Source organism: Pseudomonas sp. MWU12-2037 (genome assembly GCF_023242345.1).
In the GTDB taxonomy this organism is placed as follows: Bacteria; Pseudomonadota; Gammaproteobacteria; order Pseudomonadales; family Pseudomonadaceae; genus Aquipseudomonas; species Aquipseudomonas gingeri_D.
On record NZ_JALLIZ010000011.1, the window covers coordinates 99911 to 116542 of the forward strand.

At 59.6% G+C, this 16632-nt stretch carries 15 protein-coding genes; 14 read left to right on the forward strand and 1 reads right to left on the reverse strand.

Going from position 1 to position 16632, the window contains the following annotated elements:
* Window positions 1-142 precede the first annotated feature (142 nt).
* The 9 genes from urtA (at window position 143) to M5B42_RS20615 (ending at window position 8985) form a co-directional block, all read left to right on the forward strand.
* A complete protein-coding gene (gene urtA, locus M5B42_RS20575; protein WP_248746848.1) occupies window positions 143-1387 on the forward strand; it encodes an urea ABC transporter substrate-binding protein in 1245 nt (414 codons plus the stop codon).
* 93 nt (window positions 1388-1480) lie between these two features.
* Window positions 1481-2398: an urea ABC transporter permease subunit UrtB gene (urtB, locus tag M5B42_RS20580; RefSeq protein ID WP_248746849.1), complete on the forward strand. Its 918-nt coding sequence runs from the start codon at window positions 1481-1483 to the stop codon at window positions 2396-2398.
* Between the two features lie 10 nt (window positions 2399-2408).
* Entirely contained in the window at window positions 2409-3596 is a 1188-nt protein-coding gene (urtC, locus tag M5B42_RS20585) for an urea ABC transporter permease subunit UrtC (RefSeq protein WP_103497668.1), read from the forward strand.
* On the forward strand, window positions 3593-4351 hold the full coding sequence (urtD, locus tag M5B42_RS20590; RefSeq protein WP_152742110.1) for an urea ABC transporter ATP-binding protein UrtD: 759 nt from the start codon (window positions 3593-3595) through the stop codon (window positions 4349-4351). The genes urtC and urtD overlap by 4 nt, the downstream gene beginning before the upstream one ends.
* 10 nt (window positions 4352-4361) lie before the next feature.
* Window positions 4362-5051, forward strand: coding sequence for an urea ABC transporter ATP-binding subunit UrtE (gene urtE, locus M5B42_RS20595; protein ID WP_248746850.1), 690 nt, complete (start codon window positions 4362-4364; stop codon window positions 5049-5051).
* A 253-nt stretch (window positions 5052-5304) separates the two neighbouring features.
* Window positions 5305-6534 (forward strand): formamidase, encoded by a 1230-nt coding sequence (fmdA, locus tag M5B42_RS20600; protein ID WP_248746851.1) that lies wholly within the window; start codon window positions 5305-5307, stop codon window positions 6532-6534.
* Between the two features lie 30 nt (window positions 6535-6564).
* Complete coding sequence (locus M5B42_RS20605) at window positions 6565-6909, forward strand: zinc ribbon domain-containing protein (RefSeq protein ID WP_248746852.1); 345 nt, start codon at window positions 6565-6567, stop codon at window positions 6907-6909.
* 15 nt (window positions 6910-6924) lie between these two features.
* Window positions 6925-7968 carry an aliphatic amidase gene (locus tag M5B42_RS20610; RefSeq protein WP_248746853.1) on the forward strand — a complete coding sequence of 348 codons (1044 nt, stop codon included), beginning with the start codon at window positions 6925-6927 and terminating at the stop codon, window positions 7966-7968.
* A 3-nt stretch (window positions 7969-7971) separates the two neighbouring features.
* Window positions 7972-8985 carry an AAA family ATPase gene (locus tag M5B42_RS20615; RefSeq protein WP_248746854.1) on the forward strand — a complete coding sequence of 338 codons (1014 nt, stop codon included), beginning with the start codon at window positions 7972-7974 and terminating at the stop codon, window positions 8983-8985.
* Here M5B42_RS20615 and M5B42_RS20620 read toward each other — a convergent pair.
* Window positions 8982-10136: a GGDEF domain-containing protein gene (locus M5B42_RS20620; RefSeq protein ID WP_177104644.1), complete on the reverse strand. Its 1155-nt coding sequence runs from the start codon at window positions 10134-10136 to the stop codon at window positions 8982-8984. The genes M5B42_RS20615 and M5B42_RS20620 overlap by 4 nt on opposite strands.
* Before the next feature lie 344 nt (window positions 10137-10480).
* On the opposite strand from M5B42_RS20620, the gene M5B42_RS32195 reads away from it, so the two are divergent.
* The 5 genes from M5B42_RS32195 to M5B42_RS20645 all read left to right on the forward strand — a co-directional run bounded on the left by M5B42_RS32195 (window position 10481) and on the right by M5B42_RS20645 (window position 16613).
* The gene (locus M5B42_RS32195) at window positions 10481-11908 is read left to right on the forward strand and encodes a colicin D domain-containing protein (protein WP_248746855.1); all 1428 of its coding nucleotides are present in this window, start codon (window positions 10481-10483) and stop codon (window positions 11906-11908) included.
* Entirely contained in the window at window positions 11905-12183 is a 279-nt protein-coding gene (locus M5B42_RS20630) for a colicin immunity domain-containing protein (RefSeq protein WP_152742104.1), read from the forward strand. The genes M5B42_RS32195 and M5B42_RS20630 overlap by 4 nt, the downstream gene beginning before the upstream one ends.
* Before the next feature lie 124 nt (window positions 12184-12307).
* A complete protein-coding gene (locus tag M5B42_RS20635) occupies window positions 12308-13366 on the forward strand; it encodes a PDDEXK nuclease domain-containing protein (RefSeq protein WP_248746856.1) in 1059 nt (352 codons plus the stop codon).
* 478 nt (window positions 13367-13844) lie between these two features.
* A complete protein-coding gene (locus M5B42_RS20640; RefSeq protein WP_248746857.1) occupies window positions 13845-14927 on the forward strand; it encodes a hypothetical protein in 1083 nt (360 codons plus the stop codon).
* Window positions 14928-15509: 582 nt separating this feature from the next.
* Window positions 15510-16613: a hypothetical protein gene (locus M5B42_RS20645; protein ID WP_248746858.1), complete on the forward strand. Its 1104-nt coding sequence runs from the start codon at window positions 15510-15512 to the stop codon at window positions 16611-16613.
* Window positions 16614-16632: the final 19 nt, after the last annotated feature.

The window sequence follows — 16632 nt, forward strand, 5'->3', positions numbered from 1 at the left end:
GAATTTCCCTACGTCAAATGACGTATGCCTTTACGTCAGGCTGCGTATACCGGCCACCGTCGCTCGCCGCCATGCTGATGCCATCACCGTTGCTGGCCGCCCTCCCAGGCGAACCGCAGCGCCACCGCAGAGGAGTAGCAGCATGGAACCACGATTGATCCGCACCCAAGGTCTGTTGCCGCGCCGTCTGGCGCTGGGAGCGGCGGCCCTGTCGTTACTGGCCGCCAGTGTGTTCAGCCAGGGGGTGATGGCGGACGAGGCCAACACCACCGGCCTGGCCGTGACCCCGACTGAAGTCACCGTCGGCCAGTTGCACTCGGCCACCGGCACCATGGCGATTTCCGAAACCGGTTCGATCCAGGCCGAACGCCTGGCCATCGAGCAGATCAACGCTTCGGGCGGCATCCTCGGTCGGCAGATCAAGGTGATCCAGGAAGACGGCGCCTCCGACTGGCCGACCTTCGCCGAGAAGGCCAAGAAGCTGCTGGTCAACGACAAGGTGGCGACGGTGTTCGGCTGCTGGACCTCGGCTTCGCGCAAGGCCGTGCTGCCGATCTTCGAGAAGGAAAACGGCCTGCTCTACTACCCGACTTTCTATGAGGGGCTGGAGCAGTCGAAGAACGTGATCTACACCGGCCAGGAAGCCACCCAGCAAATCCTTGCCAGTCTCGACTGGATCGCCAAGACCAAGGGCGCCAAGACCTTCTACCTGGTGGGTTCGGACTATATCTGGCCACGCACCTCGATGAAGATCGCCCGCAAGCATATTGAAAACGTGCTGCACGGCACCGTGGTCGGCGAAGACTACTACCCGCTGGGCAACACCCAGTTCGGCTCGCTGATCAACAAGGTCAAGCTGAAGAAACCTGATGTGGTGTTCGCCGCCGTGGTCGGTGGTTCCAACGTGGCGTTCTACAAGCAACTGAATGCGGCGGGCGTCAACTCGACCAAGCAGACCCTGCTCACCCTGTCGGTAACCGAAGACGAACTGCTGGGCATCGGCGGCGAGAACATGGCCGGCTTCTATGCCTCGATGAAGTACTTCCAGAGCCTAGACAACCCCAACAACAAAGCCTTCGTCGAAGCCTTCAAGGCCAAGTACGGCAAGGATGCGGTGATTGGCGATGTGACCCAGGCGGCTTATCTCGGCCCGTGGTTGTGGAAAGCAGCAGTGGAGAAGGCCGGCAGTTTCGACGTTGACAAAGTGGTCGCGGCCTCGCCAGGCATCGAGCTGAAAACCGCACCTGAAGGCTACGTGAAAGTGCACGACAACCATCACCTGTGGAGCAAGACCCGTATCGGTGAAGTGCAGCCCAATGGCCAGTTCAAGGTGGTCTACGAGTCGGGTCTGATCGAGCCGAATCCGTTCCCTAAAGGTTACCAATAACGTTCGGGCCCTATCGTCGGCAAGCCGGCTCCTGCAGGGGGCTGGTTTGCCGGGGATGCGGTTTTTTTACTTCCACCGCAGGAGACCATCATCATGGAATGGCTATCGGAATTTGGTGCCATCGCGGCCATGCAGGGGTTCAACGGTTTGTCCGTGTTCTGCGTGCTGTTGTTGATGGCGCTGGGGCTGGCGATCATCTTCGGGCAAATGGGGGTCATCAATATGGCCCACGGCGAGTTCCTCACCATCGGTGCTTACACCACCTATGTCTGTTCGAGCCTGACCAGCCATTTCGCCCCGGCGTTCCAACCCTACTATTTTTTCTTCGCCATCGCGTTGTCGTTTCTGATCGCCGGCGCCATCGGCTGGCTGGTGGAGTGGGCGATGATCAGCCGACTCTACAAGCGGCCGCTGGACACGCTGCTGGCGACCTGGGGCCTGTCCTTGGTCATGCAGCAGATCTTCCGCTCGGTGTTCGGCGCCCGTGAAGTCAGCGCCACGCCACCGGAGTGGCTGATGGGGTCGTTCAACCTCACGGACTCCATCGAGATTCCGCGCAACGGCCTGTTCATGATGGCCCTGACCTTGCTGCTGACGGCAGGCATTTTTGTCCTGCTCTATCGTTCGCGCTGGGGCCTGCATGTGCGCGCCACGGTGCAGAACCGGTTGATGAGCCGGGCCGTGGGCATCAATACCCGCAAGGTCGACCGCATGACCTTCGCCCTGGGTTGCGGTGTGGCCGGTGTGGCCGGCGCGGCCTTCACCACCATCGGTTCCACCGGGCCCACCGCCGGCTCGCAGTACATCGTCGACACCTTCCTGGTGGTGGTCTTCGGTGGTGCGCAAAGCCTGTTCGGCACCATCGCGTCGGCGTTCGTGATTGCCCAGACCCAATCGATCTCGGAGTTTTTCCTCAGCGGTTCGATGGCCAAGGTGCTGACCCTGTCCGGGGTCATCCTGATCCTGATGTTGCGCCCCCAAGGGCTGTTCTCCATCAAAGTGCGCAAGTAGAGGCGAGCCGATGAACGTTCTAGACAAGATGCTGGCGGGCAAGCCGAACCTGCTCGGCGTGGCGCTGTTGGCGCTGCTGATTTTCGTGGTGTTTCCGCTGACCCTGGATGCCTTCCGGTTGAACATGGTGGGCAAGTATCTGACCTATGCCTTCGTTGCCGTCGGCCTGGTGTTGTGCTGGGGGTATGGCGGCATTCTCAGCCTGGGGCAGGGAGTGTTCTTCGGTGTCGGCGGCTACTGCATGGCTATGTTTCTCAAGCTGGAAGCCTCCGATCCGGTCAGCACCAAGATCCAGACCACGCCGGGCATTCCGGACTTTATGGACTGGAACCAGATCACCGAACTGCCCTGGCTCTGGGTGCCGTTTCACAGTTTCAGTTTCACGCTGCTGGCGGTGATTGTGGTGCCGGTGTTGCTGGCCTTCATCATCGGCATTGCACTGTTCAAGCGACGGGTCGGGGATGTGTATTTCTCCATCGTCACCCAGGCCATTGCGCTGATTCTCACAGTGCTGATTGTCGGTCAGCAGGGCCTGAGCGGTGGGGTCAATGGCATCACCGATCTCAAGACGCTGCTCGGCTGGGACCTGCGCACCGACAGCGCCAAGCTGGTGTTGTACTTCATCAATGCGGCGCTGCTGTTCGGCTGCATTTTTATCGGCCGTTTTGTCCTCGCTTCCAAGCTGGGGCGCTTGCTGATGGCGATGCGCGACAAGGAGGAGCGGGTGCGCTTCTCCGGTTATGACGTGGCGACCTTCAAGATATTCGTGTTTTGCATCGCCGCCGGGTTCTCGGCCATTGGCGGCGCGATGTTCGCCTTGCAGGTCGGCTTTATGTCACCCACATTCGTCGGCATCGTGCCGTCCATCGAGATGGTGATCTTCACCGCGGTCGGCGGGCGTATGTCGCTGCTCGGCGCGGTGTATGGGGCCCTGCTGGTGAACTACGGCAAGACCTATTTCTCCGAGTCCTTTCCCGAGTTATGGCTGTACCTGATGGGCGGGCTGTTCATTGCCGTGGTCATGTACTTCCCCAATGGGTTGGCCGGGCTCTGGGACAGTCATGGTCGCCAGGCGCTTGCTCGATTGCTGCGACGTTCTCCTCGCTCACAACCGGTGGCTGCGTCCTTGCCACAGGCCGTACGTGTCGAACCGAAAGCTCCAGCCCCTGAACGTCCTTCCCTGGAGACACAGCCATGACCGCCATCGGTTTTCAGATGAACAAACCGGTATTGGCCATCGAGGGACTGACGGTGTCCTTCGATGGTTTCAAGGCGGTGGACAACCTCAACCTGTATATAGACCGCAATGAAGTGCGGGTGGTGATCGGACCCAACGGCGCGGGCAAGACCACGGTGCTCGACCTGATCTGCGGCAAGACCCGCGCCACCAGCGGCAGCATCCAGTTCGACGGGAAAGAGCTGACCAGGATGCACGAGTACAACATCGTCCGTGCCGGCGTCGGGCGAAAATTCCAGAACCCGTCGATCTACGAAAACCTCACGGTGTTCGAGAACCTGGAGATGTCCTATCCGGCCGGACGCAAGGTGTTCAGCGCGTTGTTCTTCAAGCGCAGCGCGGCGGTGATTGCGCGGGTGGAAGAGGTGGCCCGGGAGATATTTCTCGGCGATCTGCTGGAGCAACAGGCCGACCTGCTGTCCCACGGCCAGAAGCAGTGGCTGGAGATCGGCATGCTGCTGATGCAGAACCCCGACCTGCTGATGCTCGACGAACCCGTCGCCGGGATGAGCGTCAACGAGCGCGTGCAGACCGCCGAGTTGCTCAAGCGCATCAGCCAGGGCCGTTCGGTGCTGGTGATCGAGCACGACATGGAGTTCGTCAAGAGCATTGCCCACAAGGTCACGGTGCTGCACCAGGGCAAGGTGCTGGCCGAGGGCAGCATGGAGTCGGTGCAGAACAACCCGAAAGTCATCGAAGTCTATCTGGGCCATTGAGGAAGCAGGCATGTTCAACGTCAACAAGCTGTCCTGTGGCTACGGCCAGAGCCAGATCCTCCACGACCTCGACCTGGCCGTGGCCAAGCAGGAAATCGTCGCCGTGATGGGGCGCAACGGCATGGGCAAGACCACGCTGTTCAAGAGCCTGATGGGCATTCTTCCGCAGTGGGGTGGGCAGGTCAGTGTCGATGGGCACGAGGTGTCCAGTCTCGAGACCCATGAGCGGGTCGAGCACGGCATTGCCTATGTGCCCCAGGGGCGGATGATCTTTCCCAGCATGACGGTGCTGGAAAATATCCAGACCGGCTTGCCGGCCTCGGCCCGGGGTCAGGTGCCGGAAGACCTCTATGCGTTGTTCCCGGTGCTCCACGACATGCGCTCGCGCAAGGGCGGCAACCTCTCGGGTGGGCAGCAACAGCAACTGGCGATTGCCCGGGCGCTGGCGACCAATCCCAAGGTGTTGTTGCTGGACGAACCCACCGAAGGCATCCAGCCGTCGATCATCAAGGACATCGCCCGGACCCTGAAGGAAATCCGCACCCTGCGGGATTTGACCATCGTGGTTTCCGAGCAGGTGCTGTCCTTCACCCTGGAAATCGCCGACCGCTTTCTGGTGATCGAGAAGGGACGTTTCGTCATCGAGGAAACCCGCGACAAGGTCGACGAGGCGACGATCAGCCGTTACCTCTCCGTATAGACATCTACCCTCTGTAGGCACCGCTTTGACCCGGACTCGAAACCCCGGTCAACGCGGTCCCCTGTAGGAGCCAGCTTGCTGGCGATGAGGCCCTTGAGCCTTGCATCGCCTGTTCGGCCGCTATCGCCAGCAAGCCAGCTCCTACAGATTGCGGTGTTGCGAGGGGCTACGTCATCCGACGTATTGGCCGATTCGCGCCGCCATTCGAGACTGCCAGCAACGCTGTACATCCCTACTGTCCAGGAGCTTTGCCATGACCGATACCTTGATCAAAGTCGACCTCAACCAGCCCGCCACCGAGAACGAACAGATCCACAATCGCTGGCATCCGGACATTCCGATGGCCTGCTGGGTCAAGCCGGGGGATGACTTCATTCTCGAAACCTACGACTGGACCGCCGGGGCGATCAAGAACAACGACGACGCTTCCGACGTGCGCGATATCGACCTGTCCACCGTGCACTACCTCTCCGGCCCGGTCGGCGTGCACGGCGCCGAACCTGGCGACCTGCTGGTGGTCGACCTGCTGGACATCGGCGCCAAGGCCGAGTCCCAGTGGGGCTTCAACGGTTTCTTTTCCCGGCAGAACGGCGGCGGCTTCCTCACCGATCATTTCCCCAGTGCGCAGAAAGCCATCTGGGATTTCAAAGGCATGTTCACCAGCTCGCGGCACATTCCCTGTGTCAACTTCGCCGGCTTGATCCACCCCGGCCTGATCGGTTGCCTGCCCGACCCGGTGATGCTCGCCGACTGGAACCGCCGTGAACAGGAACTGATCGACACCAACCCGACCCGCGTGCCACCCCTGGCCAACGCGCCGCTGGCCGCCACCGCACACATGGGCAAACTCAAGGGCCAGGCCCGCGATGACGCCGCCGCCACCGGCGCCCGCACCGTGCCGCCGCGCGAGCATGGCGGCAACTGCGATATCAAGGACCTGTCCCGCGGCTCGAAGATCTTCTTCCCGGTCTACGTCAACGGCGCCGGCCTGTCGGTAGGCGATCTGCACTTCAGCCAGGGCGACGGCGAGATCACCTTTTGTGGCGCCATCGAGATGGCCGGCTGGGTACACATGAAGGTCGAGTTGATCAAAGGCGGCATGGCCAAGTACGGGATCAAGAACCCGGTGTTCAAGCCAAGCCCCATTACCCCGAACTACAAGAACTACCTGATCTTCGAAGGCATCTCGGTGGACGAGAGCGGCCAACAGCACTACCTGGACGTCAACGTCGCCTACCGCCAGGCCTGCCTCAATGCGATCAATTACCTGACCAAGTTCGGTTATTCCCCGGCCCAGGGTTATGCCCTGCTGGGATCGGCCCCGGTGCAGGGCCATATCAGTGGCGTGGTGGATATCCCCAATGCCTGCGCGACCTTGTGGCTGCCGACCGAGATCTTCGACTTCGATATCAACCCCAACGCCAGCGGCCCGATCAAGCACCTGGACGGCAGTATCGACCTGCCTATCGCCCACGATCTGTAAGGCGTCATCAAGATTCCGGGAGTTCGAACCATGCCGACTTACGAATACCAGTGCCAGGCCTGCGGCACCTTCACCATGCTGCGGCCCATGAACCAGCGCCATGAACCTTGCCAGTGCCCCTATTGCGGCGGCGCGGGCGGTGGTTTGCAGTTATCGGCGCCGGCCTTGAACTGCCTGTCGAGCAGCCAGCGCCAGGCCATCGCCACCAACGAGCGCAGCGCCCATGCGCCGCAGACCGTCGCCGAGTACCAGCAGCGGCGCCATCCGGCGGGCTGCGGTTGCTGCGCGCCAAGCAAACCGGTGCTGCCGACCAAGGCCAATCCCCTGGGACTCAAGAGCAAGACCGGGCCACGGCCCTGGATGATCAGTCACTGACAGAGGTTTTTCTCCATGCGCCATGGCGACATTTCCAGCAGCCCGGATACCGTGGGTGTTGCTGTCGTGAACTACAAGATGCCGCGCCTGCACAGCAAGGCCGAGGTCATCGACAATGCCCGCAAGATCGCCGAGGTGATCAAGGGCGTGAAGCAGGGGCTTCCCGGGATGGACCTGGTGGTGTTCCCCGAGTACAGCACCATGGGCATTCTCTATGACCATGACGAGATGATGGCCACCGCCGCGACCATTCCCGGCGAAGAGACCGCGATCTTTTCCGCGGCCTGTCGCGAGGCCAATACCTGGGGTGTGTTTTCCCTGACCGGCGAACGCCACGAGGAGCATCCGCACAAGGCGCCTTACAACACCCTGGTGCTGATCGACAATCAGGGGCAGATCGTCCAGCGCTATCGCAAGTGCATTCCCTGGTGTCCTATCGAAGGCTGGTACCCCGGCGACCGCACCTATGTCTGCGACGGCCCCAAAGGCATGAAGATCAGCCTGATCATCTGCGACGACGGCAACTACCCGGAGATCTGGCGCGATTGTGCGATGAAGGGCGCGGAGCTGATCGTCCGTTGCCAGGGCTATATGTACCCGGCCAAGGAGCAGCAGGTGCAGATGTCCAAGAGCATGGCCTGGGCTAATAACTGTTATGTCGCGGTGGCCAACGCCGCCGGTTTCGACGGGGTGTATTCGTACTTCGGGCACTCGGCGATCATCGGCTTCGACGGCCGTACCCTGGGTGAGTGTGGCGAAGAGGAAATGGGTATTCAGTACGCCCAGTTGTCGATCTCACAGATCCGCGATGCGCGAGCCAACGACCAGTCGCAGAACCATCTGTTCAAGTTGCTGCACCGTGGCTACACCGGCATCTACGATTCCGGCGATGGCGACAAGGGCATCGCCGACTGCCCGTTCGAGTTCTACCGCACCTGGGTCCTGGATGCAGAGAAGGCCCGGGAGAATGTGGAGAACATCACCCGGCGCACGGTCGGCGTGGCGGACTGTCCGGTGGGGCAATTGCCCCACGGCGGTAAAGAAAAGACCGCGGGCTGAAGCATGTCATCGATCCAGCAGGTCCCGGCCCCGGGACAGCCCCAGGTGCACCGGCTGACTTCGCGGTTCACCTTCGAGCCGCAGCAGGTGATGGCGCTGCTGCGTAAGCGCATCGTCGGCCAGGACGCGGCACTGGCGGCGGTCGAGGCACAGCTCAAGGTGCTCAAGGCGGACATCGGTGATCGCGAGCGACCGCTTGGGGTCAACCTGTTCATGGGCCCGACTGGCGTTGGCAAGACCGAGATCGTGCGCCTGCTGGCCCTGGCCATTCATGGTCGTAGCGATGCGATGTGCCGCATCGATATGCAGACCTTGGCCCAGGAACATTACGCGGCGGCGCTGACCGGTGCGCCGCCGGGTTATGTCGGTAGCAAGGAGGGTGTCAGTCTGTTCGACAGCGAATTTATCGAGGGCACTTACAGTCGTCCGGGCATCGTCCTGTTCGATGAGCTGGAAAAGGCCAGCGACGAGGTGTTGCGTAGCCTGTTGGGGATTCTGGAAAGCGGCAGGCTGACCCTGGCGGGCGGTAGCCGTACCCTGGATTTTCGTAACAGCCTGATCTTCATGACCAGCAATATCGGCGCACGGCAGGCCAACGCTCGACGGCAGCGTTTGAGTGGGGTCTGGAGATGTTTGCTGGGTTGGTTCGTCGAGGCTGAATCGCGGCTGCTGGAGCGGTCGTTGCACAACCGTTTCGAACCGGAGTTTCTCAATCGGATCGATCGTATCCTGGTGTTCGAACGCATCGAGGGTCGCTGGCTCGACACATTGTTGGATATCGAACTGAGCAAGCTCAATCAGCGCCTGGGGCCGCAACGTCAGTTATCGGTGGATGAGTTGGCCCGTGCCTGGCTGGGACGCGATCACGATCCGCGCTTCGGCGCCCGCGCCCTGGTGCGCAGGGTGCGGGTCGAGTTGGAACCGGCGATTGCCGATTGCCTGCTGGCCTGTGCCGACGCCGGGCAGATGACGGCGACGGTGCGGGGGCAGCGGTTGGTGGTGTTGCCGCAGGGCTAGCTTTCTGCGATCTCTACTCGATTGCGGCCCTTACCCTTGGCTGCGTAAAGTGCCTCATCCGCCACCGACAGCAATCGCGAGAGTTCGTACCCGGATTCCCCCGTGGTGACCAGCCCGATACTCACGCTGAGAAAGCCGGGTTCCAGCAGCGTCAGCCCGGCAAAGCCGGCCCTGATCCGCTCCGCCACTTCCATCGCGCGGGCTTTGTCGCTATCGCCCAGCACACAGGCAAACTCTTCGCCGCCAATGCGCCCGAATACATCCGCCGGGCGCAGGATCTGTGTCGTTACCCGGCCGAAGGCGATCAGTGCCTGGTCGCCCACGGCATGGCCGAAGGTGTCGTTCAGACGCTTGAAGTGGTCCAGGTCGCAGAGCAGCAGCGCCGCCGCCGTGCCCTGACGCCCGCAGTCGGCCAGCAGCTTTTCACTCTTGAACATGAACGACCGCCGGTTGCCGACGCCGGTCAGGGGATCGCTATAGGCCGCCGCCTTGAGCTGGCGCTCGGCGCGCTCCTTGACCATGGCCAGGGTGACGTAGCCGATCCCGACCACGTAGAGCATGGACTCGAACAGCATGAAGGAGAAAAACGGCACGCCTTCGCCGCTACCCGCGAGGGCCTGGTCCAGGCCCATGCCGGCGTCAGTAAAGGCCCGCACGCAGTAGAACAGAGTATTCAGTGCTGTCAGTGTCAGCGCGGGCAGGTAGGAGGCTTCGAGGCTGTGGCGACTGCGCCAGAACTCCAGCAAGGTCAGCACGCCGTAGCCGACCGTCAGCACCGAATAGGCGGCCACCCGCAATGGCAGTGACTCCAGGAAGGTTGGCACCAGGCACAGCGCGAGCCAAGTCAGCGCGCCAGCGAGCATGCCTGGGACCGAGGGCGCGCGCCCGGCAAACACGCGCATGGCCGTCCAGTTCATCGCTGCGCTCAGCAACAGCACCACGTTGCCCACCACCAGCGGTACAAAGTCGACGCCCAAGCCACGCAAGCTCACCAGCAGGATGCCGAGGGATGCCAGCAACATCATGCTGCCCAGGTAGGCGAGGCAGCGTTCGCGGGTTTCCCGCAGCCAGGCGTGCAGGCTCAAGAGCCCCATCAGGCAGAAGATGAAGACCGAGACCAGCAGCAGGGTGGGGATGTGCAGCAGCGTCATGTTCGGGCAACCCTGTTCAGCCGGCTACCGGGGGGCGCCCGGGACGGCGGCGGTGGGTGCCAGGGCACACCGCGAGTTGGAAAGCAGGACTTGGCACGTGAGCGAGCATCTTGGCAATCACTCGGCGGGATTGTAGCGGGATCTCCGTGGGGTTGCCTGCTTGTTGAAAGGGGGCTGTTGGCCAGGGTCCTACAGATGGCGTTGAGTTGTCTGGCATCCAATGCGGTCACTTCCTTTCGGCCTCGACCGTAAGCTTCGGTAACTGGGCCGAGCAGCTGATTTTCTGTTTTTGTCGGTCCTTCTCGAAGGAGCGAACGACTGTTGAAACAGGGATCTCGTTAACCGTGGGCCATTACGATTCCAGGGGCAATTACTCACCCACGCCGGGCCCGTGTATTCCTTTGCCGTCGCGCAATCCCGAGCGTCGCGTGCCGCCTCCAGAGCCTTATAACGGCGACTTCTACAGCCAGGTAAAGCGGACCATTGAGCGCCAGATTCCGACCAGCACCTGCCATGTCGGTTTGAAGTTCATCTGGGATAACGGCGAAGGCTTGGGGTGTGATTTGCCTTGCGTGCTGACCCCGGCCAGCGGCGAGCCCATTCGGACTCGGTTGGATGAGTACAGTCGGTTTGTCGGCAGTATTCCCGATGGAGCTTATCAGGCGCAGATGCTGGCTTCGGTCGACACCGAAGATCTGGTGGTCCGCAGCCGCGCCGAGGTGCAGGCCGCGCTGGAGGCGATTCTCGAAGCAGAGCGTGCCGAAGCGGCGGCGTTGCAGGCTATCCAGGATGAGCGTGGTGTTGTCACCAATGCATTCCATACCCATTTGGCGATTGGCAAGGGCGCGCTTTATGGCGCTTGGGGATTGGTCAAGAGCGCCAAGGAATATGGCGACCTGATCAATCCCTTCGTTACCTTTTCCAATGTCGTGGTGTCCGCCTGGAACGCCGACGCTTCCAATGGTGGCAGTTGGATCGCTTCCTTTCGCGACAACTTTTCCCAGGCGCAGCATCGTGAACTGATTGAGGCGCTGGGCTTCGACCCAAGCAAGATCACCCGTGAACAACTGGCCGAAAGCTACGAAACGGCGTGCTTCGTGATGGAGGACGGGCCGAGCCGGGACCTGCTGGCGCGATTTGCCGTTGACTATGTAAAAGCCCAGAACCGCGAAGAAATCGCCGAGTTCGGTGGTGCCGTGGTCTTCGAGATAGTGCTGATCGCGCTGTTGGTCATGTATACCGGTGGTGCTGGTTTGGCGGCGAAAGGCGCAGTGTCGGTGCGAAACCTGGCATTGACCCAACGTTTGGGCAATGGGCTGAAACGGCTCGGCCAGGGCCTCAAGAACGCTAGAATAAAAAAGGCGGGAAGGGCCGAAGGGATGGGGGCTGGGGCTCGGATTGTTGAGCTTGAACGACCGAGGCAGGTACAACCAGGAAGGGTTGATAAAAAACTACCTGTTGCATCGATAGTTGTTTCTCAGAGGCAGCTTGATCGAAAATTCAAACATGCAGTTGATTTCGGTGTTGTGACAACGAAGAAAAATGCTCAGACGCTTCGGGCGTATGAGTTAGGTATCATGAAACATATGAGTGCTCCAGAAACTGTTCGTAAAGGTACTTACGGTTTTGTTAAAGGTTCGAAGGTGTACTTTAATCCGACCACAAATAATATTGTGGTGGTGAGTGAGGCTGGAGAATTTGTGACGGGGTTCAATTTGAAGGCGCAGACGCCTCAGTTGATAAACTACATTGAAAATGGAGTGTTGCGATGAGTCTTGAGCTTTTGGCTTTTGCAGAGTCTTTTGTTGCTGGAAAGCTATCCGCAAATGAGTTTTGCGATGTTTATATTGAACGTTGGCGAGTCGAGAGAGACACCGATGTGATTCTGCAAGACGCTCCTGCTTTAAGCGGATGTCTATCTAGCGTGTTTTGTGCGGCTGATATGTATAGTCCAGATTCTGATAGATTGGAGTATGAGTTTGATGGTGAGCGGCTGCGAACTGAAGTAGTAAAGCTAATTGAAGCTTATCGGCGCGGCGACTACTGAAGGACGTAACGCTGTAGCTGGACTAATCCAGGTATTGGTTACCGCTAAGGGCTGTTTGACCTTATATCAATATGCGTTGTAAACGCAGTGAAGGCCGAGCCGAAAAAGCACGAGAGAAAAAGGCATGAGCGATACTCCTGTTAGCCTGAGCACGCCACCTGAAGGTTACAGCGACTGGCTGGCCGACCTCAAAGGCCGTATCCATAACGCCCAGCAACGCGCCACGCTGGCGGTGAACCGTGAGCTGGTTCTGCTCTACTGGCAGATCGGTCATGATATTTTGACCCGGCAGGCACAACAGGGCTGGGGCACCAAGGTCGTTGAGCGCCTGTCGCAGGACTTGCGCGCCGCCTTTCCCGATATGAAGGGGTTTTCACCACGCAACCTCAAGTACATGCGCGCGTTTGCCGAGGCGTGGCCGGACGCCGAATTTGTGCAAGGGGTGCTTGCACAATTGCCCTGGTATCACCAACTGGCGTTGCTGGACAAGCTGCCGGGCCCCGAAACTCGCCGCTGGTATGCCGCCAAGGCCATAGAACACAACTGGTCGCGCAACATTCTGGTCATGCAGATCGAGAGTGGTCTGCTGGAACGCAGTGGCAAGGCCGTCAGTAACTTCGAGAGTCTCCTGCCCCAACCGCACTCAGACCTGGCACGTGAGTCGCTGAAGGATCCTTACCGCTTCGACTTTCTCGGCCTGACCGTCGATGCGCAGGAACGCGAGATCGAAAACGCTCTGATCAAGCATGTCACCGAGTTCCTTCTGGAATTGGGCGCAGGCTTTGCGTTTGTTGGCCAGCAAGTGCTGCTGGATGTGGGCGGTGACGAGTTCTTCATCGACCTGCTGTTCTACCACCTGAAGCTGCGCTGCTACGTGGTCATCGAACTCAAGGCTGGCAAGTTCAAGCCTGAGCACCTGGGCCAGTTGAGCTTTTACCTGACGGCGATGGATGCCCAGGTCAAGCACCCGCAGGACGGTCCCACCATTGGCCTGCTGTTGTGCAAGAGCAAGAACAAGGTCGTTGCCGAATACGCGCTGCGTGATAACGCCCGTCCCATTGGTGTGGCGGAATATCAATTGGTGGAGTCGCTACCGGCAGAGCTGCAAACCAGCCTGCCCAGCATCGAACAGATCGAGCGCGAACTGGCAAGTGATGATGCATCCATGGGAGACGACTCGTAATGACCGAACTGACTCATAATCCTACCAGCACTTAGGTTGGAGTACGAATTTGAGAGTGAGCAATTACGGGCGGAAATGATAAAACTAATTGAGGTATATCGGTGCGGCGAGTATTGAGTCAGCCAATGCTATTTATAAAGTAGTACGCTTTCGAAATGCGAGATTATTCTGGTAGTGAGTCAGATATAGAAAGTCTGTGTCGTGAATAGTGTAAGTGGGAATGCTTCCTAAAAATCGCATCATCGGTACGCAAGTCTCTCTAATGTTGACATTGTGGATGCATCTAGCCGAGATTGATTCTGCGGTCGAGATCGTCTCGTGGGCCCTCCTTTTCTGAGGTCAAAGTGCCATGGTCGCAGCAGTGACGGCCAAGGCCGTGTATCTCTGAACGAATGTGAAAGGGTTAGGCGCCCCGGTTGGTCGGGGCGGTTTATGAACACGAATAAAAAAATACCCGAAGATCTTCAGGAGAAAACACATGGTGCAGCGAAAGTTGTTAGGTTCCGCGACGGCAGTATTGGTGCTGAGTCTCGCTGCTTCGGTCAGCGCGGCTGAACTGAAACAGATCGGCACATTGGAGGTTCCAGGCGAGCCTCTCAACGGCTTCGACATCAGCTATGTCGATCAGGCGACCAACCGTTATTATCTGGCCGATAGAAGCAACAAGGCTATCGACGTGTTCGATGGCGCCAGCGGCAAGATGGTCGACCGGTTGCCCGGCGGATTCGCAGGACAATTAAAGACCAGTAGTGTGTCCGGCCCGAACGGCGTCGTCGTGGTTGGCGGCGAGGTGTGGGCCAGCGACGGCGACAGCACTGTGAAGGTCATCGACCTCAAGACGAAAAAAGTCTCGGATAGCCTTTCCACCGGCGGAAAATTCCGAGTTGACGAGATGGCCTACGATCCGAAGGCCCACGTTGTGCTTGTCGCCAACAATGCCGACGAGCCGCCGTTCCTGACGCTGATTTCGACCAAACCCGACCACAAAATCATGGCCAGGATTTCCCTTGAGGACGCCACGGACGGGATCGAGCAGCCCGTCTACGATGTGGTGACAAAAAGGTTCTATGTTTCGATTCCCGAGTTGAAGAAGGATAAGGCCAAGGGTGCCGTCGCGGTCATCAACCCGGCCAGCGGCAAGCTCGAGAAATTGCTGCCAGTCAATGACTGCCATCCCAACGGCCTGGTGCAAGGACCAGGTGCAAACCTGCTGTTAGGTTGCGACGCCGGCGGCAAGGACAGCGGTCTGCCGCCGGTATTCGTCGTGATGAAGACCGACGGTTCGGTGGTCAAGGTCATTCCAGGCCTCGGTTCCGCCGACATGGTCACCTACAATCCGAAGCTCAAGCAGTATTACACCGCTTCGCGCGGCATGCCGGACGGCCCGGAGCTCGGTGTTATCGACGCAAAATCCAATACGCTCATCCAACGCATAAAGCTGCCCGGCGGCAATCCGCATTCGGTCGCCGTCAGCGAGAAGAATAACCACGTCTTCCTGCCGCTCAGCGCCAAGGACGGTGGCTGTAATGGCTGCGTGGCGGTCTTCGCGCCAGGCAGCTAGCAGGACAAGTGCTTTTGGCGCTGCATGACCGGGCGTGGAGTGTGTGCAGCAGGACCGGCACACTCTCCGTCCCCGCCAGCCATTCCCTCTGTGATTGTGTTGTAAAAATATAGTTTGGAAACTTGGACGCACGGTCAAGCCTGTGACCGCGGATCACATATGCTCGGCGAATTTAATGCTCATTTAGCAGCAATGAGCCGGGGAAGAAAAAAATGCACTGCACGCATCGCACGACCCTACGCAAATCCAGGCATCGGCAGCCATCGACAGCCGGTCGCCTGACCGTATTAAGCCTGGCCTTGACGTCCGCGCTGGCGGCAATGGAACGGCTGTCAGTTTTTTGGCTAATAAGAATGCGAAAAAAACGGCGTATTAATGGCGTTATGTGCCTATTTTCAGTGAACACGCAGCCTTCCAGCGGAAATATTATGAAACACACATGTAAGGGTTGGCAGGCTGATGTCAATTAGGCATTGTTTCGCCATTACTTTGACTTTGCCGCTTCCTCCCGGCGGATTGTCGTGGACTCTGGCCCCCAGAGTCGTCCCCCAACCTCTTTGAATCATTTCTGGAGCCATCCGCATGGCCGTCCTTGACGTTGCTCGTGGGCAGCAATCAGGTGCCCGATCGCTGAGTGATAGCGAATTCTGGAGGCTCTTGCGCCAGGAAGTGTTGCCTCTTCGTCCGAGCCAGTACGACATCACCTCGATCTGCAACCTGACCTGCGAAGGGTGTCTTTTCTTTTCAGGCGATGACTATCTTGGGCACAAGGATGTGAAGGACCTGCAGAGCATCGAGCGGTTCTTCGCCGACGAAGGCGCACGAGGCGTGCGCTACGGCTACTTCGGCGGGGCGGAGCCGTCGCTGGCGGAGAACAAGTTGCTCATTGCCAGCCGGCACATTCCTTACGGCGTGGTGTTCACCAACGGCATCAAGCGCTTGAGTGCCGAGATCGACTATCGCGTGCATGTGTCGCTCTGGGGCAACCCCGAGCGCAGCCGCGAACTGCGCGGTGCCGACACCATGAACAAGCAGATCAGAAACTATCGCAATGACCCCAGGGCGGTCTTCGTCTTCACCCTGACCGCACGCAACCTCGACGATATTCCGTATATTGCCCAGCTCTGCGCGGACAACGGTCTGGCCCTGACCTTCAATCACTACAGCCCGACCAGCAAGTACCTGGACTTTATCGACAGCGGAGCCGGCGCCGATCAATACCACATCACCAGCACCGCCGCCGACAACCTGGTCCTGAGCGCCGACGATCTCCTGCGTGCCCGGGACAGTATCGGGCTGCTGCTGCAACAACCGGGGCAGCGGATTCTGTATGACGATGATTTCAATGCGCTGATTCACGACCCGGCGGGCCTGTATCCCGATGCCCAGGGTGCGGGCGCCGTGACCCGCGATTGTGGCGTACTGCTGACCCCCTCGCTGCGCCACTACAACACCGACCTGAGCCAGAGCGCCGGCAAATGCTGCACGCCGAACATCGATTGCCGCAGCTGCCGGCTCTACGCCCAGTCCTTTGCCAGCGTTCTGGCCCGGGCCACTCGGGATCTGCGCCAGGAGGGTGGTCAGCAACGACTGATCAAGCTATGGCGCCTGTGGTGCGAGTTGTTCCTCAACGACACTCGCCTGCGCACGCCTTACCCGTGCAATGGCAGCCAACCTTCACTCTGACCTTCAACACGAGAAGCTG

What these genes read in the sequence shown, in the direction of transcription:
- M5B42_RS20610 (WP_248746853.1), top strand. Translation starts at nt 6,925, where the DNA reads ATGCGCCATGGCGACATTTCCAGCAGCCCGGATACCGTGGGTGTTGCT.
- M5B42_RS20635 (WP_248746856.1), top strand. Translation starts at nt 12,308, where the DNA reads ATGAGCGATACTCCTGTTAGCCTGAGCACGCCACCTGAAGGTTACAGC.
- M5B42_RS20615 (WP_248746854.1), top strand. Translation starts at nt 7,972, where the DNA reads ATGTCATCGATCCAGCAGGTCCCGGCCCCGGGACAGCCCCAGGTGCAC.
- urtD (WP_152742110.1), top strand. Translation starts at nt 3,593, where the DNA reads ATGACCGCCATCGGTTTTCAGATGAACAAACCGGTATTGGCCATCGAG.
- urtA (WP_248746848.1), top strand. Translation starts at nt 143, where the DNA reads ATGGAACCACGATTGATCCGCACCCAAGGTCTGTTGCCGCGCCGTCTG.
- M5B42_RS20640 (WP_248746857.1), top strand. Translation starts at nt 13,845, where the DNA reads ATGGTGCAGCGAAAGTTGTTAGGTTCCGCGACGGCAGTATTGGTGCTG.
- urtC (WP_103497668.1), top strand. Translation starts at nt 2,409, where the DNA reads ATGAACGTTCTAGACAAGATGCTGGCGGGCAAGCCGAACCTGCTCGGC.
- M5B42_RS20630 (WP_152742104.1), top strand. Translation starts at nt 11,905, where the DNA reads ATGAGTCTTGAGCTTTTGGCTTTTGCAGAGTCTTTTGTTGCTGGAAAG.
- fmdA (WP_248746851.1), top strand. Translation starts at nt 5,305, where the DNA reads ATGACCGATACCTTGATCAAAGTCGACCTCAACCAGCCCGCCACCGAG.
- urtB (WP_248746849.1), top strand. Translation starts at nt 1,481, where the DNA reads ATGGAATGGCTATCGGAATTTGGTGCCATCGCGGCCATGCAGGGGTTC.
- M5B42_RS20605 (WP_248746852.1), top strand. Translation starts at nt 6,565, where the DNA reads ATGCCGACTTACGAATACCAGTGCCAGGCCTGCGGCACCTTCACCATG.
- M5B42_RS20645 (WP_248746858.1), top strand. Translation starts at nt 15,510, where the DNA reads ATGGCCGTCCTTGACGTTGCTCGTGGGCAGCAATCAGGTGCCCGATCG.
- M5B42_RS20620 (WP_177104644.1), bottom strand. Translation starts at nt 10,136, where the DNA reads ATGACGCTGCTGCACATCCCCACCCTGCTGCTGGTCTCGGTCTTCATC.
- urtE (WP_248746850.1), top strand. Translation starts at nt 4,362, where the DNA reads ATGTTCAACGTCAACAAGCTGTCCTGTGGCTACGGCCAGAGCCAGATC.